The following is a 20,740-nucleotide window of genomic DNA, read 5'->3' on the forward strand; positions in this document are numbered from 1 at the left end:
GATAGTAGATTTATAATCTACTAATTTTAATTAAAGATTCAACAGGAATTCCTTCAATTTCGGAAAGGCCTGCTTTATCGATTAATACAGTAACGCATGTTGGCTCTCCGCCAAGATCTTTTACTGTGTGAATAACTTCTTTTGCAGTTTTTCCACTGGTGATAACGTCATCAACGATTACAACTTTTTTGCCTTCTACAGTTCCAAAGTTAGTACTTATTGCACCTTCATCATCGATTTCATCATTGTTTAACCTATGTTTGTTTGGGTGGAAAATAGCAATAGATGTATCCATACCAGTCATATCCTCAATAAAATCCGCCATTAAGGTTGCAAATGGAACTCCACTAACTGCAACGCCCACAATGGTATCCACATCTCCATGGGTTAATGCCATATCACTTAAAGCACCTGATACATAACTTAAACGAGTGGAATTTCCTCCAATGCTTTTCCAGTTGATAGCAAAGTCTACTGGAGCTTCGGTTTTAATTTCAGCTTTTTGAAGTGTTAACCATCTTGCGGTATCCATACTCACATTAAGTTCGTCAGCAATCTCACCGGTTGTAAAACCGTGTTGTCTTAATTCTTGTGCTTTTGCAATTAATTTTTCTTTCACATTATCACCTTAATTATAATTCTTCAAAACTAATTGGTTTATGTTCTTTAGAGGATCTGTTAGCAGCAATAACCATTTTGAGAGCTTTAAGCCCGTCTTCACCAGTTATTTCTGGTTCTATGTTATTCACTACTGCATTTAAGAAGGATTTTAATTCACCTTTTAAAGGTTCTTCATGTTTGATTTGGATATCTTGTGCGAATTTACCGTAAACTTCAATACTTTGCTTGATATAATCCACAGATATGATTCCTGCAGTACCTGTGAGTTCTAATTCTCTACGCTTGTATGGGGTTAACCAGTTAACTTCAATAATTCCGGTTGATTCATCATCAAAGTTTACCATAATCTCAGCATGGTCTTCAAATTCACTGTCATCAAAACTGCAGTTCATTGAACCATAAACCTGAGTCACTTCTTCATCAAATAGATAATTCATAATGTCTAAATCGTGAATAGCCAAGTCTATTGAAACACCAACGTCTTTTATTCTTGGTGGGAGGGGCCCTACTCTTTTTGCAAATGCAGATACTACATCGCCAATTACTCCATCATCAATAAGTTCTTTAGCCTTTTGAACAGCAGGATTAAATCTTTCAACATGTCCTGTTGCAAGCAATACTCCAGCTTCTTTAGCAGCAGCAATCATTTCTTCAGCTTCTTCAACTGTAAATGCAATCGGCTTTTCAACCAAAACGTGTTTTTTGTGTTTGATTGCTTCCATTACCACATCGTGGTGGAAAGTGGTTGGAACACATACGCTTACAGCTTCAATATCCGGATTTTCAAGCAATTCGCTATACTCTGTAAATCCTTTTGCACCATATTTTTTCTCAATTTTCTTAAGCGCTCTTTCACTTACATCACTTACTGCGACTAAATTCGCTTCTTCCATTTTGTGATAGACACGAACGTGGTTTTCACCCATTGCACCTACCCCAATAACTCCAACGTTAACAGTTCTCAATTTAATTCCTCCGTTTAAACATAATCTTGGAAATGTTCCCCAATGCGCCTGCCAAGTTCAAGTGCATTTCTTATAGAACCTTTCTCTTGTTTTTCAGAAAGGATTTCTCCTTCTTTAGTTAATAATATTGAATAAATATTAAATTCTTTATCATTCATGCGAGCAATAGCTCCGATTGGCCATTGGCAACCTACGCCAAGTTCTTCTAAGACCATTTTTTCTGCAAGAACTTCCTGCATGGATATGTAATCATTTAACTTTTGAATTGTCTCTTTCTTATCGGAATCTTTTCTAGTGATGATAGCTAGTGCACCTTGGCCTGCAGGCGGTGTGATATAATTAATCGGAAACACCTCTTTGATGTATTTTGTAAGATTCAATCTTTTAAGGCCGGCTTCGGCCATAATGGTTGCATCCAAATCACTATTAAGCGCCTTATCAATCCTAGTTTCGATATTTCCTCTAATAGGTTTAAGTTCAAATTCTTTATTGTAATGATTACAGAATGCTTCTCTTCTAAGGCTGCTTGTTCCAAGTTTGGATCCCGGTTCAAGTTCTGCCCATGATTTTGAAGAAATAAGCACCTCATTTGGAGATTCACGTTTGGGAACGGCCACTATTTCCAAATCTTCATCCAATTCGGTAGGCAAATCCTTAAAACTGTGGACGGCAAAATCAACCTCTTCCTCTAAAAGTGCAATATCAAGTTCTTTTGTAAAAAGACCTTTTGAATCCATATTGTATAGTTGAGAGGTAGTTATTTTATCTCCTTTAGTTTTAATTATTTCTAAATCAATAGCTTTGCCGGTAATCTTTTGTAAATCAGCACATACTTGCTTGGTTTGGGCTAAAGCTAGTTGACTTCCGCGTGTTCCTACAATCATGTATAATCTCCTATTTTCAAATTCATTTTATAAGGTATAACTTATAAAGATAGTTACATTGTTAATTTTTGAAGTTAATTATTATTAAATGTTTAGAATTTTTTGTTGAATGGGTTATTTAAAGTCTTTAAAAATAGCTTAAATCATCTTTGTGAAAGTTTTTTATAATCCGATCTGTAAATAAAAAGAAGATTTTTATTATTTTCAACTGCAATATCGTATACCTTATTGTAATCTTCAATAACGGGACACTCTTTGGACATTTTCTTAGAAATGCTAAAGCCAACGTTTCCTGTAAGAATTACTTCAATATCTAGACTATCTAAAAATTCGCTTACTTTATCTTCATCAATCTCTTCACAGGTTATGCCATAATCACCGCCGATAGCCACGATATAGTCATCCAAACTGCTGACCATGTTGATGGATTCTTCAATGGCTTTTGTGTTTATTCCGGGGTTTATCTCTTCAATGATGGTTGAGTTTTCCATCTGCTTTTTATTGGTTCTTCCAGGTATTCCTTTGAAATTTTTAATTCCCCTGACAATTTTATCCGGTGGAATTTCTAGACTCAATGCAGTCAAAACCGCCCCTAAAACATTGCTTACATTATGTTTTCCAGGTGCAAATGCTTTTAAAGTGATTTTGCCGCTGAAAATATTGTCGTTTATGGTCTTAACATCTTTAAAGGCAATGCTCATTGTAGTTTCATCCAAGGAATATGCAACATTTTCCAGATATAAGTTGGAAGATTGGTCATTTAATGAGAATGTGTTTACCTTGTCATGCTCCACATCGCTATAATAAGTGTCATATGCATCTTTTTCACACACGACTGTGTTGCATCGGAATACTTGCTTTTTCGCTTTTGATGCGCTGCTTTTTCCTTTGGCTATTGGATAGTCTTCTGCAATATTTAACAGAACTCCAACATCTCCAATGCCGCTTACACCAAGTGATGACTCAAATATTGCAGAATTGTATTTTCTTAAGTTTTGACTTTCAACAATGCCATCTGCAATTTTACAGATGGGATTCGCTATTTTATAAGCTAGGTCAATTGTTTCCTTAATGTTTGCAGGAGTTATTGAAATATTGCGTTTTAACATTATCTCCCTTTCATCTTCATAAAGCAGTGCGCCAAGGCTTGATAAAATCAGAGGATCTTCATCTATTAGGATTTCCTTGAGCATGAAGACGGTTGATGTTTTGCCTTTCACACCTGTAACTTCAACTTTTGGAATGTCATCTCCCCAATCCTTGAGAAGTTCAAATATGGCTTCATGGTGGGTTTGAAAAGTATAATTTAATTCAGGGTTGTTTTTTGTAATATCCTCAAAGGCTAATGGCATATGAATAGGATAGATTACATTCATATCTCCTTTGAAATCACTTAAATCATTTAATTGAATAAGTTCCACATAGTAAATGCTGAGCATTTTGGCGTCAATCTTGTCCAATGTATTGTAGAGGTCATAGGCAAGGACATTTTTTCCTTTTTTTGCAAGGCTAATGGCGATTTTGACTCCGCCATGGGTCAAGTCAATCACTAGATGGTTCATGATTTCACCATTAGTGGATTCCGCCTTCGTTTAACTTGTCTTTCACTTTTTCATAGAAGTATTTGGTGGAAGTTCTTATGAAGTATGCATCTTTATCTGATTTTTTGAATTTGATTTCCTCTTCATATTCCGCTTCCTCGTTGATCTGACCGTCCATTACAAATACTGCACTTTTACCCTTTTTAAGTAGTTTAACTGTTATTTCACTATTGTCTGATACTACAAACGGCCTTACTCCAAGTTTGTATGGGCAAATTGGGATAATGATGAATCCTTCAACTTTAGGGTCGACAATAGGCCCTCCGGCAGACATGGCATATGCAGTAGAACCGCTTGGTGTTGAAATGATAAGTCCGTCAGCCCGAACCTCTTCAATAATTTCGCCGTCCACCTGTATTTCAAAATGAAGCATTTTTGCTGTTTTGTCAGTCATTACGACTACTTCGTTCATTGCACTGTATTTGTGGTTTTCGTGTGAAACGACAAGTCTTGTTCTTTTTTCTTTATAGTAATCTCCTTTGAGAATGTCGTTCAGTGCTTCAAATGTATGTACAGCTTCAATTTCTGTTAAAAATCCGACTGTACCCATGTTGATTCCGAATATTGGAATGTCTGGGTTCATTTTTCCCTGCGCTCGTAGAAGTGTTCCGTCCCCTCCTAAAATCAGTGCCATATCACAGTCGAAGTCAAAGATATTTTCAGATAACTGTTTGAAGTCAATATCAAGGTTAATGTCATCAAGAAGATGGGCTATTTCAGGATATTCCTCTTTAACTTTGATAATTATGTTGTCAATGTCCGGATCCTCTTTTAATTTAGTCAATTCGTGGGCTAGTCTCTTTTCGATTATCACTTCACGCCCGTTTGTAAGGAGGTATTCGATGACTTTTGCTGAAAAGAGTATTGGCCTTGTCTGGTCTATTCTTGCAATAATGCCGACTTTTCCTATAAAGTCTGTCTGATTATCGTTTAGGATATCAATCAGTTGCTTGTGAAGTATCTTGTTGTTTGCAGCAACAACAACGGCCTTTTCATAAATGCTTAACTTGTTGTTGAGCTTTTGACCATATTTGTTTGTGATTGTGCATCCTGCTTCTTCAAGAATTAGTTTGGAAGCTGCAATGTCAATGATTCTACTTCCCCTAAGGTCAAGAAACGCATCGTATCTTCCGCTTGCAACATATGACAATTCCAATACAACGCTTCCAAGAACTCTCATACGGCGTGCATTATCGACAAGCTTGGAAGCCTGTGATGTTCCACTTTTTGTAAATCCTCCTAGAGTCATTTTGCTGATGTTGACATTTGTGCTCGGTGTTACCTCTTCATTGTTTAACCAGCATCCCTTTCCTTTTTCAGCTTCAAAAAAGTTACCGTTTGCCAAATTGCTAATAAAACCTAGTTCGACATCGTCCAATGTTGCAAGACGACCTTGTGTAACATTTGCGACAGCTATTGAAATGGCGTATGCAGGAATTTCCTTGATCGCATTGTTTGTTCCATCAACAGGATCGATTAGGAATATGAATTTTGGGATTTCGTCCTCCTCCAGGTCTTCACGTCTAAGTTCTTGGGTAAGTGTAATGCTTCTTTTAGTCCCACGGCCGAGTTTCAACTCTCCAATCTCTTCGCTAACAATATATGAGAGTACAGGCGCATTTTTTAAGATGTTGATTAATTTGTCTTCAGCTATGATGTCAATCAGTGATGTCGGTGTGCCGTCCGCTCCCATCTTTACTTTTTCTGCGGATTCGGGTTTTCCGACATACGGCCTTATGGCTCTTGAAACTTCGCGGATTATTTCATATGCCAGGTCTGTTGCTATTTGTTTGTCTTTTGCATCCATTTTCATCCCTCAACAATCTCATCATTTAGATAAACTACTGATGCAACAACTGATGCTGTTTTGCTAACAGTTGTAGTGGAGCATTCAACAATCAAATCTTTGATTTCAACTCCACGCTTTTCCATCATATATTCAACCATCATTTTCGCTTCTTCTATTAGGTCATCAGCCTCTTTATTTTTTCCGGTTGTTTCAACCACACAACCGAGTTCAGTTCCGATAGCTACTGCAATTACTGCGGTAATTTCATCTCCAGGAACGTCTGATGTGACTTCTGATAAGACACAGTTCACCATGGCTCCAGCTTTTAGTTTAGGCAATTCACTGATTTCGGCATTGCCTGCAAGCATACTGGATACTTTTATTAAGTTTACATCACCAATTCCGGCATCGGTCAGAGCATTGTCAAATGCATTCAGTTTTGTAGGACCTTCATCACTTCCAGATACAATAGCTATTTTCATTTTATCACTGAATCTATTTTTGTATTTTATATTTTAAATAAATATTCAAATATTCTTTTTTATAAAATTTTTTTCAAAAAACCTATTTTCAACGAATACTTTATATAAAATGGAAAAGATAATTTAATATAATCTAATAATATTCCTTATTATCAGATTAAAAACCGGTTTTTAAATATGGAGGAAAAATTAATGTCAACAAAAGTTGTAGAAATTAAAACATTAAAAGTTGGAAAATATATTGTTTTAGGCGGAGAAGCTTGTAAGATTATCAGTTACACAACTTCATCTCCAGGTAAACACGGAGCTGCTAAAGCAAGAATCGAAGCTGTTGGTGTCTTTGACAACCAAAAAAGAAGTTTAGTAAAACCTGTAGATAACAAAGTAGACACTCCTATCATCGATAAAAGATTAGGACAAGTTATTTCTATCCAAGGTGACACTGTTCAATTAATGGACATGGAAAATTACGATACTATCGACTTACCAATGCCTGAAGACTTAAAAGATTCTATCGTTGAAGGTATTGAAGTTGAATATATTGTTGCTTTAGGAAACATGAAAATAATGAGAACTAGAGGATCTAACTAGAGATTCTATTCTCTTATTATTTTTTCCTTTTAAGAATAATTATGCTTTTAAATACATATGAACCATGGAAATTTGCATTTTCAAAAGAAAATGAGAATTTTAAAGAAAATTCATTTGGAATAATCGGAGTTCCATTTGACAGCACCACTTCTTATCACTCCGGTGCACGTTTAGGACCAATTGTTGTAAGGGAAGCATCATTTGGTTTTGAAAAATATAATACTGTTTTTAATAAAGACTTGACAACTACTTTTTATGATTTTGGAGACGTCAATGTCATTCCAGGAAACTGTCAAAAGACTTGTGAAATCGTCGAGGAGACAGTTGGCGAACTCTTGGATTTGAATATCAAGCCAATCATTATTGGAGGGGAACATTCCGCTTCCATTGGTGCCATCAAGGTATTGTCCGAAAAATATGAAAAGCTGACAGTCATCCATTTGGATGCTCACAGGGATTTGGCATTTGAATTCATAGGCGAGAAATATTCCCATGCGACAGTCATGAGAAGAGCACATGAAATGGGTGTCGATTTGGTTCAGATTGGAATCAGGTCATCTTCCAAGGAGGAGGAAGAATATGTCAAATCGACTTATAATATTCAAACCTTCAAAACTAGGGATGTCCACAAGCACATGGATGCAATCGAATACTTTTTGGTGAATATTGATGGTCCGATTTACATTTCAATAGATATGGATGTGATGAATCCAGCTATTGCTCCTAATGTTGGAAATCCAACACCTGGTGGATTATTCGTATCTGAAATTGAAACTATTCTTGAAACATTATGCCGCAAGGATGTTGTGGGCTTTGATGTTGTAGAAACCGCAAGCGATAAATTAGGCGATCCGACAGCTGTTGTTGCAGCAAAAATTATTTATGATTTTTTAACTTTAATCGAATAGCATTTCAATTTTTTTAGTAATATTTAATAATACTTTTTTTTAAAAATAATACTATCGGAATATATTTTTTTCTGATGAGGTGTTATATGTTGGACAATTTTTTCAAATTTACGGAAAATGGAACTGATTTTAAAACTGAAATTCTTGCAGGTATCACCACATTTCTCGCTATGGCTTACATTTTGGGTGTAAACCCGATAATATTGTCTGATGGTGGAATGCCTGCTACCGGAGTATTCTTTGCTACCGCGATTGCTTCCGGTGTAGCTAGTATAATTATGGGGCTAGTTGCTAAATATCCAGTCGGATTAGCTCCAGGTATGGGACTTAATGCATTATTCACATATACAATCATTTTAGGAATGGGAAACACATGGGAAACTGCGCTTGCAGCAGTATTCATTTCAAGCATAATCTTTTTACTCATTACCATTTCCGGTCTAAGGGAAGCTATCTTAAATGCTATTCCTCTTGACTTGAAATTAGGTATCGGTGCTGCAATCGGATTCTTCCTTGCATTCCTTGGGCTTAAAGGTGCAGGAATTATTGTAGCTGATCCTTCTACTTTCGTTACTATGGGATCACTCTTGTCCGCTCCAGCACTTCTTGCATTGATAGGTATTGTTATTACTTTAATTTTATATGTAAGAAAAGTACCTGCTGCTGTATTTATCGGATTGGTTGTAACCGCTATCATTGGTGTAATATTCACTTTATGCGGATTTGGTGCAGGAGACATGTTAATGCCTGCTATTCCAGCTCAATTCATTTCAGCCGATTTTGATTTATCACTATTTGCAGGATTCATGAAAGGATTTGGACAGTTATTCTCAAACATTCCAAACTTAATAATGATGTTGTTCTCACTTGTATTCGTAACATTCTTCGATACAACTGGAACTTTGATGGCATTAGGTAGACAATGCGGATTTATAGATGAAGAAGGTCAAGCTGTTGGAATCCAAAATGCATTTTTAGCTGACGCTGTTGGTGGTATTGTTGGTGCAATATTCGGTACAAGTACCGTTACAGCATACGTAGAAAGTGCAACAGGTATTGGTCTCGGTGGTAAAACTGGTTTAACTGCTATTGTTACCGGTATCTTATTCATCCTTTCAATATTCTTTGCTCCATTAGTGTTATCATTATTTACTTCTCCTGTTACTTGTGCAGCACTTGTAATCGTAGGTATTTTAATGATTGCACAATTACAAGAAGTTGAATGGGGTAACTTAATTGTTGCGGCTTCCGTATTCATGACCATTATCATGATGATTTTAACCTACTCCATTTCACTCGGTATCGCTTGGGGATTCGTTGTTTACGCAATTGCAAGCTTAGCTAGTGGAAAAGCAAAAGAGTTAGGCTGGGGTATCTGGTTAATGGTTATTGTATTTGTAATATACCTATTCTTCGGACTTTAAACTCACTTCTGTGAGTTTAATTTTTTTCTTTTTTTTTAAAATTAGTCTTTATAATCTTTTTCTACTTTATTAAGATAGTATTTGCCTTTATCTGTAATACTATAGAATCTGTATCTTTTATCCTCTTCATTAAGACATTCCACTAACTCCGCTTCTTTCAATGTCTTCAGATATTTTGATACATGATTGCTGTTGTCGTCAATGTCCTTGCTGATTTTTGAAGGAATCTTGTCTTCCTTTTCCAAAGATTTCAGGACTTTGATTCTTTTTTTGGAGCGGACAAGCAGGGATATAATGCTCATATCATCTTTTTTGCTCATATTTAAAAATTTAATTTTAGCTATTTAATAGATATCTATACGATATTAGCATGCTAATAGCAATGTTTATATTGTGTGTGTAACATAATTATTATCACAGAATAAACGAGGTGATACTTATCAAGAAAAGATGGTTACTGTTAATCGTTATTTTGGCATTGATCGCCATCACTGCTGTTAGTTCATTTGCAACCGCAACACAGGATTTTGACGGATTATTCACCATGAATGTTCCATTGGGTCAGCATTATAGTGATGCTGTCTGGTGTTATTCAAATAAACCGTTAGGCTGTGCAAAAGAATATCTAAATGATGATGACGCTAATGGGGTCATTGATGAGGATGAATTTGCGGTTTACTATTATGATGATTCCCAAGTGAGGGGAGGTTACTCAAATGCTGCAGATTATTCTATTGATGTGTTGACAAAATCATTTGTCTATGATTTTTATCAAAGTGATGGGGATATGCTGGTGTTTAATAATGATATTGGCATGACAAACCTGCCGAAATATGTAGTTGGCGTTAGAAGTGCTGATAATAGTAAGGTCGTTTTTGTTGGTGGATATGACCTTGATATGCTAAAATCTTATGCAAGTTCTGTTAAATTTAAATGAGGTAAATGATGGATTTAATAGATTTTTTTGAAAATATGGGACTTGGAGCAGGCATTGTCACTATAATATGCATTGTTCTATTCGCAGTACTGTTCCTTGGCAGAATTATTCCAGTTTTACTCATAGGATTGGGAAGTGTTTTATCCATTTTGGTATCTTTGGCTATAATTGGCGCTGCTATTTATTTCATAGGAAAATTTGCAAAGGATTTTATTAAAAAGTGAGGTGTTAAAATGTTAGTACGTAATCTAGATTTCTTGTCAATTCCAAAAGAATTCTCAAAAGTGGAAATTGATATTTATGAAAAACAGTCAATAGCATTGGTTTATATTGAAAACAAAGGATATTCTTTAGTGTTGAAAAATGATAATGATGTCCAATCTGTATTTTTACTTAAAACTGATATTCTGCCGCATAATGTCAATGAACATTCCGACAGGGAAGATTTCATTAATGTGATTAAAATGCTGTTGGATAGGATTTACAGTGTTGAGGATATCAAAGAATATGAAAAACAGCATCAGGAACATGTATTCCTAAGATTGATGGACATGTTGAATGAAGGAACTGATGTAGAATTGATTTCAGAAGAAACCTCAAAAATCTACACTGATATTGAAAAGGGTTTCATGAAATTGGAAATTGATATTATGGACAATAAGATCAATGCATTAAACTCATCCATTTCTAATGTTTCAAGCAACTTAGACTCCACTGTAAAAAATATTGAAGATAATGCATGGGGAAACAAGATCAAAAGAACTCTTGATCAAAATAATTGGGGTTAAATCATGGTTAAATGTAACAATTGCGGTGCAGAAGTTGTAGGGTCTGATTTCTGTTTCAATTGCGGTGAAAAAGTGGAAAAATTTGAATCAACTTCTGATATTTGCCCAAAATGCGGAACAAAAAACAATCAGAATACCAATTTCTGCGTAGAATGCGGTCATAAATTAGATAACGGCGCTTCAATCTCATTCAAACAACAGGAATGGAATGCAAGGCGTGATGAGATACTTGCAAGATATGATAAACTTGCCGAAGAGTTTGGCATCAAGGATGAAGACTACTTCCTAACCAGCGTTAAACGTTTCAACATGTTGGAGGAATCAACTTCCAAACACAATACTATCAATAAATTTATTTTAGGATATAATCCTAGTATGTACATAGGTAATGAAACAATGATTGATGGATTTTTCTTGATAAAAGAAAATAAATTTGTTTTCATGGAAATTGATAATAGGGATTTCCAAAAAGTAAATGCCGGAATAAACAATTTCTACTTTGATAAAATTGTTTCAATGAGAGTGACAAAAAGACTTGGTGATGAAAGTAGATATGAGGATATCACCAAAAGGGCTTGGACTTCTCCTCATGATATTCGTCGTGACATTGAGAATAAAATTCAATCTCTTAAAGCAACTAGATTTAAGGATATGGTTGCAAACAATGACAGTGCAAACATGTTCGACAGGTTATTAATAAAACTAGTCGACAATACTTCTTATGAAATTAGATTGCCTAGTTATGAATTTGGGCAAAATTTAGTTGATTTGTATGAAGCTTTAAGAGATAAACCTCAAACGGTCATTGTTGAAAATCAAAGTGCCGAACCAACTAAAGCGCAACAATTAAAGGAATTCCAGGAATTGCTTGAAAGTGAAGCAATCACCCAAGAAGAATTTAATCAGCTTAAACAAGATTTACTGTTCGGGTAATATGGTGATTTCATGGTAAAATGCGGTAATTGCGGATTGGATGTTTCCGATGATCTGGAAAACTGTCCCAATTGTGGGAGTAGTCTCGTCAAATCGGAGGAAATAAATGAAGTTGCAGATACTGAAATAGTATGCGGCAATTGCGGTGCACAATTGAAAGAAAATGAATCATTCTGCCCAAGTTGCGGTTCTGAAGTCAAAATTGAGGAAGATGATTCATTAAAATGTGAAAGCTGTGGTTCAAATTTGCCTGAAAATACATTGTTCTGCCCTACATGCGGAACTAAGGTTGAAAATGTTCAAAAGGCCAACAAGAAGAACTGTCCTAATTGCGGAGCTGAAATTGAAGATGACATTACATTCTGTGATAAGTGCGGAGCGAATGTGTTCACCGGTGAGAAGAATAAACAGGAATTAGTAACCGCAGGCTCTTTTGCAGAAAAGATTAATCTAAGCACAATCATCAAGCCTTCAATCGTCGCTTTGATTGTAGCGTTGATATTGTCAGTAATAGGATTATTAATTGGATTTTCATGGTTTTCATTTGTCATTGCAATCATTTTGTCTGTGGGATTTTTTGGTGCAGCTATTGATAATGAAGCCAATGCAATAATATTTGGTTTGATTGTTGGATTAATTTTAGGTCTTTTGGAAAATCCATTAGTCGAATTCACTTATGGGGCTTTTGTCGCAGGATTTTATGAAGGATTTTTCGGGGGACATTTGATATTGATTGTTATTTTAGGAGCGGTTATGGCATATGTCTCAAACAAATACCTTAAAGAAAGTATTCTTGGATTGACAGATAATTTCAAGGGTATGTTATAAATGTGAAAATGTTTTTCACATCCTTTTTTTCTTTTTTTTTCAACCGTAACAATACCATTAAATATCACCAAAAACAAAATTATAATATTAACTAAAAATGGAGCATATTGTTATGAACAAAAGAACTATTGAGCTTTCAGGCCATATTATTGACTCATTGACATTGACCAGGACAATGGGCATAATAATGGATAAAGGCGGAGAATTTGATATTTTGGAAATTGATGTTGGACGTAAGAAATCAGATATAAGTCATGCGAAAATTGAAGTTTCAGCGGATTCTCCCGAATTATTAGAATCTATTTTAGATGAATTGTCTGTTCTCGGTGCTTCAATTGATGAGATTAAGGAAGTCAACCTTGTTGCAGCCTCAAAAGATAAGGTCGCTCCTGAAGGTTTTTACTCATCATCTAATCATACCACTCATATTTTTTACAAAGGCAACTGGATTCCAGTTGAGGAAATCGAAATGGACTGTTTGGTTGTTGTTGACGAAGATCAAAACAGGGCATTTGTAAAGCCTATTGCCGATGTCAAGGCCGGAGATAAGATTGTCGTTGGCCTTGACGGCGTAAAGGTAACACCTCCTCACAGGTCAAGGGAAGAACAGCAGGTATTCGAGTTCATGAACAGTGAAGTATCCTCCGAAAAGCCTTTAATGAATCTAATCAATGGTATTGCCAAAGAAATGAAAGAAATCAAAGCGAAAGGCGGAAAAATCGGTATTGTCGGAGGTCCGGCTATTGTTCACACAGGTTCCGGAAAATATTTGGCTTCACTCATCAAAGAAGGATACATTGATGTAATCATGGCTGGAAACGCTTTGGCTACTCACGATATTGAATCTGATTTATTCGGCACTTCTTTAGGTATTGAAGTGGAAACAGGTAAGATTGTGGCTCATGGTCATACACACCATATGAGGGCAATCAATAGGATCAACAATTCAGGCTCAATTAAAAATGCAGTTGAAGACGGTACTTTAACTAGCGGTATAATGTACGAATGTGTTAAAAACAATGTTCCATATGTTCTTGCAGGTTCAATCCGTGATGACGGACCTCTTCCAGATGTCATTACTGATACTGCAGAAGCACAAAAGTTAATGAGACACTATGCTCAGGAAGTTGACATGGTAATCATGATTGCAACAATGCTCCACTCCATTGCAACTGGTAATCTCTTGCCTTCAAGGGTTAAAAGTATCTGTGTAGATATCAATCCATCTACCGTTACTAAATTATCCGATAGGGGAAGTGCGCAGGTTGTAGGGCATTACAGGAGGAATAGACATGTCATTTACAGCTTTCATGTTGGATGTAATTACTAATACTTTTTATCCTGCAAGGATTACTATTGAAGATGGTAAATATAAAGAAATCACACCAATATTCGTTGATGAGGATACCGTATTGGATATGCCTGGATTGATGATGCCAGGATTCATAGATTCACATATTCATATTGAAAGCAGTATGCTTACTCCTGCACAATTTGCTAAAATAGCTGTGCGTCATGGAACTACAGGTGTGGTTTGTGACCCTCATGAAATTGCAAATGTTTTAGGAATAGAAGGTATTGAAGCAATGATTGATAATGCAAAGAAAGTGCCTTTTAATTTCTTCTTCTCAGCACCTTCCTGTGTGCCTGCAACACCTTTTGAAACTGCTGGGGCGGTTATAGATTCATCAGATATAAATTATTTGCTTAAAAAAGATGAAATTGTTGCATTGGGTGAAATGATGAATTTCCCTGGTGTAATCAATGGTGATGAAGAGGTTTTAAATAAGTTAAAATTGGCTAGAATCCATAACAAACCGATTGACGGTCATGCGCCGTTGCTTTCCGGTGAGAATTTAAACAAATATCTTAAACAACAGATTTCAACTGACCATGAGTGCAGCAATATTCAAGAGGCCTTTGAAAAGAAGATGAAAGGTATGAAAATTATGGTCCGTGATGGGTCATCTGCAGTAGACATGGAAAACCTTTTCAATATTGAAGATATTTATTCGTATGTTGAAGATCCTAAGAGATTTGGGGTAATTTTTAGAGATATATTCGAAAAGAAAATCTATGCGCCATTGTTTGATTTCATTGTTAGTGATGATAAAAACCCTAACGATTTACTTGAAGGTCATTTAAACAAATCTGTCAAGAAAGCATATGAATTGGGAATCGATATTCTAAATGCCATTAATATGGTGACAATTAACCCGGCATATCATTATAATCTAAACTGCGGAGCTATAGTGGTTGGTGCAAATGCAGATTTTATCATTGTTGACAGTATTCATGATTTAAATATTCTAGAAACATATATTGGCGGTGAATGTGTATTCGATGGTGAAAATGTTTTATTTGATGCACCCAAAGTTGAGGGTAGAAACTCAATAAACGCAACAAAAAAATCCGCTAGTGATTTTGACATATCATATGATGGCGATGAATGTGAAGTCAATGTAATTGAATGTATTGACGGGGATTTATTGACCAATAAGGCAACTGCAAAATTAAAAACCAAAGATGGAGTTGTTCAGCCGGATATCATCCAGGATGTTTTAAAGATATCTGTTGTTGAACGTTATGGTGGAAACAAGGTATCAAATGCTTTCATTAAAGGATTTGGACTTAAAAAAGGAGCTATCGCTTCATCAGTTGCTCATGATTCACATAATATAATCGTTGTAGGCTATAACTCAGAAATGATGGCCAAAGCTGTAAATGAGGTTATTGATAATCATGGCGGAATATCAGTTGTAAGTGAAGATTTCTCTGATTCATTGCCTCTTCCTATTGCAGGTCTTATGTCTAATGAAGATGCAGAAGTTGTTGCAGAGAAATTGACTGTATTGCACAATATGGTTTCAGCATTAGGTTCAAACCTCAAGTCTCCATTCATGACAATGGCATTCATGGCATTATTGGTAATTCCATCCATTAAAATATCTGATATGGGATTATTCGATGGAGATGCATTTGAATTTATTGATGTTATTAGAGATTAAGGCTCATAGCCTTTTTTTCTTAACTCTTCTTTTATTATTTTCATGGATTTTATATCCTCTTTGTAGCCTACTTTTCTTACAACGCGAAATGCTTCCCTAAAGCGGTTAAGGTATTCCTCTTTTTGCTCTTCACCAACCATATCAAAACGTGTAAGGTTGGAAAGGGACTCGATGACATAGCTAAATCCCCTATTCATAGCACGGGTAGGCTGGTTAATTGTCAAATCGGTAACTTTTGATTTAATAACGATTGCCTCTTCTTTCTTTCTGATGGGGTCGCTTTGTTTTACTGCCTCGCTAAGGCTAATCACTTCACATTTAAAGTAGGCTTCTGCACACTTTAAGGAATTGTCCTCGTTAAAGTAATCCTCACTCAGATTTCCGATGGTTGACAGCATAAATATTTCCGGATCGTGTGTGATGTTTACAATGAATTTCCTTTGTGAAATGATATTTTCCAAAGTATGGCTGCCTTTAAAAATACGATTCAAAATCATGTCAGGGCCTGAACAAAGTACGCCTATTGGAGCGGCATTTTTAATTTTTTCACAATTTTCTGTTGTAATCACAGTTTCGTACTGTCTGCCTTTTTCCATCCCTATTAAAGATAAATCTATTTGCATTCTAATCATTGCTAATTTTTTAATAAATGTTTTTATATGTTAATAATCAATATATAATTAATATTATTTAATTTTAAAGGAGTTTAAGCTATGAAATATAAGATGTATGATGAAATGATGGAGCAACCTGAATCACTTAGGAAGACTTTTGAATCAGAATTTGCTACATTGGATGAAGTCTCCAATTTGATTTCTAGTGCCGATAAAGTATATTTAATTGGTTGTGGCAGTTCTATTTCAACCTGCTACAGTGTACGTGATGCAATCAGAATGTCAAGCACCAATATAGATATCGAAGTTTATGCAGGATATGAGTTTTACTACAATAAAAAGCTAGTCGATGGAGAAAATTCCATTGCTATTTTCACATCCCAATCAGGTGAAACAGCAGATACATTGGCATCACTTAGAAAAGCAAATGAATTCAATGTTCATACGGTCGCTATTTCAAATGAACCTGAAAGTTCCATGATTAAAGAAGCTAAAACTCCAATTATAACCAGGTGTGAAACTGAGACTGCAATTTTAGGTACTAAAACATACATCACTCAATTGGCTTGCCTTTATAGAATTCTATTTAAAGCAAGTGATTATGAAAACAAAACTGAATTGTTGGCTCAGCTTTCTGAAATGCCTAAAATGTTAGAGAAATTGCTTTTATTAACTGAAGATGAAAGCAAAGAACTTGCTGAACAGTATAAGGATGAAGATATCTTTTATTGTTTAGGAAGCGGTCCTAACTTTGGTCTTGCATATAAATTGGCAATGACCATGCTTATGGAAGGTGCAGTTAAGCACGCATGTCCAGAATATTCAGCTGAATTCAGGCACGGTTTAATTGAAAGGGCAGAAAAAGATGTTCCTATTATTATTTTAAAATCAGAATTCCCATCTGATGAAATTACTGATAAAGCTATTGAATTTTCTAAAAATTTAGAGTTAAAGTCCATAATATATGAATTAAATGATTATGCGGATGTTGATAAATTATTATCTCCATTCATCTTGGTAATTCCGCTTGAATGGTTTGTATATTACTTGGCACATTTCAATGGTGAAGATCCTGGTGCAACAAGACACATAGGAAAAGTCAGATATTAATTTTTTTTAAAAAAGAGATTAAATGTAGAAATCTATTCTACATTTACTTTGTGTTTTGGTATAATTAATTTTGGAATGGTTACAATAACGATTCCGTTAGAGAATTTTGCGGTAATGTTTTCAAGGTCAATGCTGTTTTCAAATCTTACAGTTTTAACACATTTACCGGATTTAATTGCAGATAAAATTACTTCAGCTTCGTCTTCTTCTTCAAACTCTTCGATGTATGGTTTGAAACAAGTTTCGATAGTGATGTCATTGTCACCTGCTTCGATTGAGACATCTTCTTTTTCAACACCAGGTACTGCTGCTTTAATGTAGTAGATGTCTTTGGTTTCTACTAAATCAATATCGATAGATTGTACTGTTGTTTTTTTGTAGTCAGAGTATTTTTGATCTGCAGATTTTTGCATGTTTTTGATGCTTTCTCTGAATTCATCGATGCTTTTGTATAAATCGTTGATAACGTTATCAGCAATGTTTTTGGTTTTTTCTCTTGTTTCATCGATTTTTTCTTTTGTTTCGTCTTTTCTTTCATCAAATTTTGATTTTTCTTCGTTGATTTCATCTTCAACAGTTTCTTCTTTTTCAGTGAATTCGGTATCAATAGTTTCTTCGTCTACCATATTTTTCACACTCCTTATTGATGAATTATCATAAGTATATATTAGTTACTTTTTGTTAGTATATAAAGTTTTCTATTAAATTTACTAAAAGTTATTAAAAAGTATAACTTTTAATCTTTGATTTTTCATATGTGTGATGCTTTATTTTTTTCGAATTCCTAAATTCTTTTATCAATGTTCTAAATACCTGTTTTTAAATCTTTAAAATTAGATTATATTTTTTTTAATCAATTAATTAATTGGTTGTATTGGGTATAATTTATGTTTTTCATGTTTTCAGATTAAATTTGCCTTATTTTGGATGTAAGTATTAAAATTTTTTTGAATATAATTGGGGCAACGATATAACTGTGACGTGTTTTAAACAAATTAAACCTAAAAAAAGATAATTGGGAATGTCTTATCGATACTGCTTTCTCTGGTTCCAGATTTTCCTTAAACTGCTTAGGCCACCGCAATTTTGATCATATAAGTCCATACTTGTTGTTAATTCAGCTACTTTAAGACTTGCTTTACAACCATTTTTAATTAAACGTTTGCCTTGAGGTTTTTTCATCCTAGAAACAGCATGATTAATATCTTGTGTAGAAGCAACATTTATTCCTAAATCTTGAGCCAGATCATTACTTGCATGTTTGGTATGGAAGCCCAAAATTTTTACTGCGGGAACTCCTAAGGCGCCAACTTCAATTGTCACTCCCATTCCAGCACAGTAAATTACTCCCTGTGAAGCATTCATCAAACTGATTAAATCCACATAACCCTCAACAACAAAAATATTGTTTTTAGTGATATGAGGGGTTATGGTAGATGTTTCAAACCTATATGGAATGACTAATATGGTTTTATCTATTTTTTCCACTTCTTTGATTATTTCAGGAATATCTGAAGCTCTTGTATCTCCACCTAAAAAAAGAACATAAAAATCGTCATGTTTGTACTGTTCATATATTTTCTCAGGTTCCAATATCGGAACTCTGCTTACATATTCCGCTAGAGGATATCCATTTATATTTACAGTATTTGTAATATCATACATCTCTTCTAATTGTTTCATAGCTACCTTATTGGGAACTGTGATTAAATCTGCATATGCTATCATTTCTATTGGGTTATAAATATCCTGTTCTATATGAAGTTTTGGCAGATTTAATTTTTTTGATGCTGCGATTCCTTTACGCACATCCCCTGCATTCCCGCATGTTAATGTTAAATCAACAGGATGTTTTCTTAAAGCGTTATATGTGCGGATTGTATCTTTTAAAACTAGTCTGGCGATTGTGAAATTGCTTCTTTTTTTTGTTGTATTCCTTCGACCTTCGCCTATTGAAAAAATTTCCTTACTGTAAGGGCTCAATAATTCCATTGCCCCTTCACTATGAGTTAAAGATAAAATATTTGTATCAATTTTTTCAATGATTGGAATAAAGGCTTTTGCAGGAGCGGTTTCTGCCACAATAGCAATATTCATTTATTACCCACCTTTTTTATATTAACTAAATAAATCAAGAGGATTATTGAAATTAAATAGAATAAAAATATGACCAAATCGGTAGGTCCTGTTTCTATCCATATTATTAAATGAGCCAACAATATTGCATACAATCCAATGAAAATGCTCTTGACATTAATCTGTACTTTATAGATTAAATTCATTATAAATCCTAAGATTATCATTTGCAATAGCATGGCATATAATCCAAAATCCAACAATGCAGGTCCAAAAATCGTTGAAGTTGTTGAATGCGCATAACCTAATGTTGTTGAGCCAACAATTACCCTTGGATCTGAAGATTTGAAAAATCCCATCAATGTATTATATAGTAATTGACCGTGGGTGCTGCCCTGCAGAAATACTGCATGGTCTAAGACCTGTAAAGTGTATCCCGCCCTATAAAATAATAGTTCAATTGGAGTTGATGTCCAGGTTTGCCATTCAATTGATTTGACTGCAATATATCCCACTACCACTAGTAATATGAATATGGCGATTACAGATAATATCAGATATTTCCAAGGCAAATCCTTTGTATAATATGTTGTTATTAATACGCTTATCACGATAGCCATTGCAGTTGTTCTATATCCGGTGGATACAAACAGTAATAAACCTAATATGAACAACAAATAATATTTTTTGTTATCATATTTTGCTATTAGAATATTAATAGAAGGCAAAAAGATTAGATAACTCAATAACCATATCCTTGTTGCGGCATGCGCTTTAAGATAACCGCTAAATAGGGGAATGCCCCCCAAGTAGATTAGATTCACTATTTGAAGCAATATTCCAATTATTACCAATGATAAGACTAAGCGTTCCGAGAAAATTTTATCTGTTTTTCCAGTATTTATAGTAATTTCTTTATTCTTAAGAAAATAATTTGATAATGCAGTACCTATGATATAAAATAAGATTCCTAAGAAGATTACGCCAATGGTGTAAAGATCAACACCAATTAACTTATGTAAATGATAATGAAATGCTATTTCTGAAAACATTAAATAAATAATAACCAATAGAACAAACACCATTGGTGAAAAAATATCATATTTTTTATAATCCATAGTCCTCTACCATAAAATAGTTAATTAGCCTAAAATAAATACTAAATATATAATTATATTTTC

General features: G+C 34.6%; 22 protein-coding genes. 11 read left to right on the plus strand and 11 right to left on the minus strand.

Going from position 1 to position 20,740, the window contains the following annotated elements:
* Positions 1 to 10: 10 nt before the first annotated feature.
* From QZU81_RS04870 to QZU81_RS04895, 6 genes are all read right to left on the minus strand, one after another.
* A complete protein-coding gene (locus QZU81_RS04870) occupies positions 11 to 619 on the minus strand; it encodes an orotate phosphoribosyltransferase-like protein (protein WP_292825056.1) in 609 nt (202 codons plus the stop codon).
* A gap of 13 nt (positions 620 to 632) precedes the next feature.
* Complete coding sequence (locus QZU81_RS04875; protein ID WP_292825059.1) at positions 633 to 1,586, minus strand: Gfo/Idh/MocA family protein; 954 nt, start codon at positions 1,584 to 1,586, stop codon at positions 633 to 635.
* Between the two features lie 14 nt (positions 1,587 to 1,600).
* Positions 1,601 to 2,470, minus strand: a complete 870-nt coding sequence (gene hemC, locus QZU81_RS04880) for a hydroxymethylbilane synthase (RefSeq protein ID WP_292825062.1) — start codon at positions 2,468 to 2,470, stop codon at positions 1,601 to 1,603.
* Between the two features lie 143 nt (positions 2,471 to 2,613).
* Complete coding sequence (gene cfbE / locus QZU81_RS04885; RefSeq protein WP_295589762.1) at positions 2,614 to 4,032, minus strand: coenzyme F430 synthase; 1,419 nt, start codon at positions 4,030 to 4,032, stop codon at positions 2,614 to 2,616.
* A 10-nt stretch (positions 4,033 to 4,042) separates the two neighbouring features.
* The gene (locus tag QZU81_RS04890) at positions 4,043 to 5,878 is read right to left on the minus strand and encodes a bifunctional NADP phosphatase/NAD kinase (protein ID WP_295589765.1); all 1,836 of its coding nucleotides are present in this window, start codon (positions 5,876 to 5,878) and stop codon (positions 4,043 to 4,045) included.
* A 2-nt stretch (positions 5,879 to 5,880) separates the two neighbouring features.
* Entirely contained in the window at positions 5,881 to 6,342 is a 462-nt protein-coding gene (locus QZU81_RS04895) for a pyruvoyl-dependent arginine decarboxylase (RefSeq protein ID WP_295589768.1), read from the minus strand.
* 192 nt (positions 6,343 to 6,534) lie between these two features.
* On the opposite strand from QZU81_RS04895, the gene QZU81_RS04900 reads away from it, so the two are divergent.
* The 3 genes from QZU81_RS04900 to QZU81_RS04910 all read left to right on the plus strand — a co-directional run bounded on the left by QZU81_RS04900 (position 6,535) and on the right by QZU81_RS04910 (position 9,265).
* A complete protein-coding gene (locus tag QZU81_RS04900) occupies positions 6,535 to 6,933 on the plus strand; it encodes a translation initiation factor IF-5A (RefSeq protein ID WP_292825074.1) in 399 nt (132 codons plus the stop codon).
* A gap of 41 nt (positions 6,934 to 6,974) precedes the next feature.
* Positions 6,975 to 7,841 carry an agmatinase gene (gene speB / locus QZU81_RS04905; RefSeq protein ID WP_295589772.1) on the plus strand — a complete coding sequence of 289 codons (867 nt, stop codon included), beginning with the start codon at positions 6,975 to 6,977 and terminating at the stop codon, positions 7,839 to 7,841.
* 86 nt (positions 7,842 to 7,927) lie between these two features.
* Complete coding sequence (locus QZU81_RS04910) at positions 7,928 to 9,265, plus strand: NCS2 family permease (RefSeq protein WP_292825080.1); 1,338 nt, start codon at positions 7,928 to 7,930, stop codon at positions 9,263 to 9,265.
* A 41-nt stretch (positions 9,266 to 9,306) separates the two neighbouring features.
* On the opposite strand, the gene QZU81_RS04915 is transcribed toward QZU81_RS04910, so the two are convergent.
* Positions 9,307 to 9,585 (minus strand): helix-turn-helix transcriptional regulator, encoded by a 279-nt coding sequence (locus QZU81_RS04915; RefSeq protein ID WP_295589775.1) that lies wholly within the window; start codon positions 9,583 to 9,585, stop codon positions 9,307 to 9,309.
* A gap of 110 nt (positions 9,586 to 9,695) precedes the next feature.
* Between QZU81_RS04915 and QZU81_RS04920 the strand changes: the two genes are divergently transcribed.
* The 7 genes from QZU81_RS04920 to ade all read left to right on the plus strand — a co-directional run bounded on the left by QZU81_RS04920 (position 9,696) and on the right by ade (position 15,759).
* A complete protein-coding gene (locus QZU81_RS04920) occupies positions 9,696 to 10,202 on the plus strand; it encodes a hypothetical protein (protein WP_295589779.1) in 507 nt (168 codons plus the stop codon).
* A gap of 5 nt (positions 10,203 to 10,207) precedes the next feature.
* On the plus strand, positions 10,208 to 10,426 hold the full coding sequence (locus QZU81_RS04925) for a hypothetical protein (RefSeq protein ID WP_295589782.1): 219 nt from the start codon (positions 10,208 to 10,210) through the stop codon (positions 10,424 to 10,426).
* Between the two features lie 9 nt (positions 10,427 to 10,435).
* Positions 10,436 to 10,990, plus strand: a complete 555-nt coding sequence (locus QZU81_RS04930) for a hypothetical protein (protein WP_295589785.1) — start codon at positions 10,436 to 10,438, stop codon at positions 10,988 to 10,990.
* A 3-nt stretch (positions 10,991 to 10,993) separates the two neighbouring features.
* On the plus strand, positions 10,994 to 11,923 hold the full coding sequence (locus QZU81_RS04935) for a zinc-ribbon domain-containing protein (RefSeq protein ID WP_295589788.1): 930 nt from the start codon (positions 10,994 to 10,996) through the stop codon (positions 11,921 to 11,923).
* A 12-nt stretch (positions 11,924 to 11,935) separates the two neighbouring features.
* Positions 11,936 to 12,751, plus strand: a complete 816-nt coding sequence (locus QZU81_RS04940; RefSeq protein WP_295589791.1) for a zinc-ribbon domain-containing protein — start codon at positions 11,936 to 11,938, stop codon at positions 12,749 to 12,751.
* 112 nt (positions 12,752 to 12,863) lie between these two features.
* Positions 12,864 to 14,081: a TIGR00300 family protein gene (locus QZU81_RS04945; RefSeq protein ID WP_295589794.1), complete on the plus strand. Its 1,218-nt coding sequence runs from the start codon at positions 12,864 to 12,866 to the stop codon at positions 14,079 to 14,081.
* Entirely contained in the window at positions 14,044 to 15,759 is a 1,716-nt protein-coding gene (gene ade, locus QZU81_RS04950; protein ID WP_295589797.1) for an adenine deaminase, read from the plus strand. Before QZU81_RS04945 ends, ade begins: the two co-directional genes overlap by 38 nt.
* Here the strand turns inward: ade and QZU81_RS04955 are convergent.
* Positions 15,756 to 16,382 carry a DUF447 domain-containing protein gene (locus QZU81_RS04955; RefSeq protein ID WP_295589800.1) on the minus strand — a complete coding sequence of 209 codons (627 nt, stop codon included), beginning with the start codon at positions 16,380 to 16,382 and terminating at the stop codon, positions 15,756 to 15,758. The genes ade and QZU81_RS04955 overlap by 4 nt on opposite strands.
* A gap of 90 nt (positions 16,383 to 16,472) precedes the next feature.
* On the opposite strand from QZU81_RS04955, the gene QZU81_RS04960 reads away from it, so the two are divergent.
* Positions 16,473 to 17,483, plus strand: a complete 1,011-nt coding sequence (locus tag QZU81_RS04960; protein ID WP_295589802.1) for an SIS domain-containing protein — start codon at positions 16,473 to 16,475, stop codon at positions 17,481 to 17,483.
* A 32-nt stretch (positions 17,484 to 17,515) separates the two neighbouring features.
* On the opposite strand, the gene QZU81_RS04965 is transcribed toward QZU81_RS04960, so the two are convergent.
* From QZU81_RS04965 to QZU81_RS04975, 3 genes are all read right to left on the minus strand, one after another.
* Entirely contained in the window at positions 17,516 to 18,109 is a 594-nt protein-coding gene (locus QZU81_RS04965; protein WP_295589804.1) for an Hsp20/alpha crystallin family protein, read from the minus strand.
* Between the two features lie 400 nt (positions 18,110 to 18,509).
* Positions 18,510 to 19,580, minus strand: a complete 1,071-nt coding sequence (locus QZU81_RS04970; protein WP_295589806.1) for a hypothetical protein — start codon at positions 19,578 to 19,580, stop codon at positions 18,510 to 18,512.
* Positions 19,577 to 20,677: an oligosaccharide repeat unit polymerase family protein gene (locus QZU81_RS04975; protein ID WP_295589808.1), complete on the minus strand. Its 1,101-nt coding sequence runs from the start codon at positions 20,675 to 20,677 to the stop codon at positions 19,577 to 19,579. Before QZU81_RS04975 ends, QZU81_RS04970 begins: the two co-directional genes overlap by 4 nt.
* Between the last annotated feature and the right edge of the window lie 63 nt (positions 20,678 to 20,740).

This window comes from uncultured Methanobrevibacter sp. (assembly GCF_902770715.1).
Taxonomy (GTDB): domain Archaea; phylum Methanobacteriota; class Methanobacteria; order Methanobacteriales; family Methanobacteriaceae; genus Methanocatella.

Bases quoted from the DNA above. Each gene is read 5' to 3' on its own strand.
- hemC (WP_292825062.1), bottom strand. From the start codon at position 2,470: ATGATTGTAGGAACACGCGGAAGTCAACTAGCTTTAGCCCAAACCAAG.
- cfbE (WP_295589762.1), bottom strand. From the start codon at position 4,032: ATGAACCATCTAGTGATTGACTTGACCCATGGCGGAGTCAAAATCGCC.
- QZU81_RS04890 (WP_295589765.1), bottom strand. From the start codon at position 5,878: ATGGATGCAAAAGACAAACAAATAGCAACAGACCTGGCATATGAAATA.
- QZU81_RS04895 (WP_295589768.1), bottom strand. From the start codon at position 6,342: ATGAAAATAGCTATTGTATCTGGAAGTGATGAAGGTCCTACAAAACTG.
- QZU81_RS04900 (WP_292825074.1), top strand. From the start codon at position 6,535: ATGTCAACAAAAGTTGTAGAAATTAAAACATTAAAAGTTGGAAAATAT.
- speB (WP_295589772.1), top strand. From the start codon at position 6,975: ATGCTTTTAAATACATATGAACCATGGAAATTTGCATTTTCAAAAGAA.
- QZU81_RS04910 (WP_292825080.1), top strand. From the start codon at position 7,928: ATGTTGGACAATTTTTTCAAATTTACGGAAAATGGAACTGATTTTAAA.
- QZU81_RS04915 (WP_295589775.1), bottom strand. From the start codon at position 9,585: ATGAGCAAAAAAGATGATATGAGCATTATATCCCTGCTTGTCCGCTCC.
- QZU81_RS04925 (WP_295589782.1), top strand. From the start codon at position 10,208: ATGATGGATTTAATAGATTTTTTTGAAAATATGGGACTTGGAGCAGGC.
- QZU81_RS04930 (WP_295589785.1), top strand. From the start codon at position 10,436: ATGTTAGTACGTAATCTAGATTTCTTGTCAATTCCAAAAGAATTCTCA.
- QZU81_RS04935 (WP_295589788.1), top strand. From the start codon at position 10,994: ATGGTTAAATGTAACAATTGCGGTGCAGAAGTTGTAGGGTCTGATTTC.
- QZU81_RS04940 (WP_295589791.1), top strand. From the start codon at position 11,936: ATGGTAAAATGCGGTAATTGCGGATTGGATGTTTCCGATGATCTGGAA.
- QZU81_RS04945 (WP_295589794.1), top strand. From the start codon at position 12,864: ATGAACAAAAGAACTATTGAGCTTTCAGGCCATATTATTGACTCATTG.
- ade (WP_295589797.1), top strand. From the start codon at position 14,044: ATGTCATTTACAGCTTTCATGTTGGATGTAATTACTAATACTTTTTAT.
- QZU81_RS04955 (WP_295589800.1), bottom strand. From the start codon at position 16,382: ATGCAAATAGATTTATCTTTAATAGGGATGGAAAAAGGCAGACAGTAC.
- QZU81_RS04960 (WP_295589802.1), top strand. From the start codon at position 16,473: ATGAAATATAAGATGTATGATGAAATGATGGAGCAACCTGAATCACTT.
- QZU81_RS04965 (WP_295589804.1), bottom strand. From the start codon at position 18,109: ATGGTAGACGAAGAAACTATTGATACCGAATTCACTGAAAAAGAAGAA.
- QZU81_RS04970 (WP_295589806.1), bottom strand. From the start codon at position 19,580: ATGAATATTGCTATTGTGGCAGAAACCGCTCCTGCAAAAGCCTTTATT.
- QZU81_RS04975 (WP_295589808.1), bottom strand. From the start codon at position 20,677: ATGGATTATAAAAAATATGATATTTTTTCACCAATGGTGTTTGTTCTA.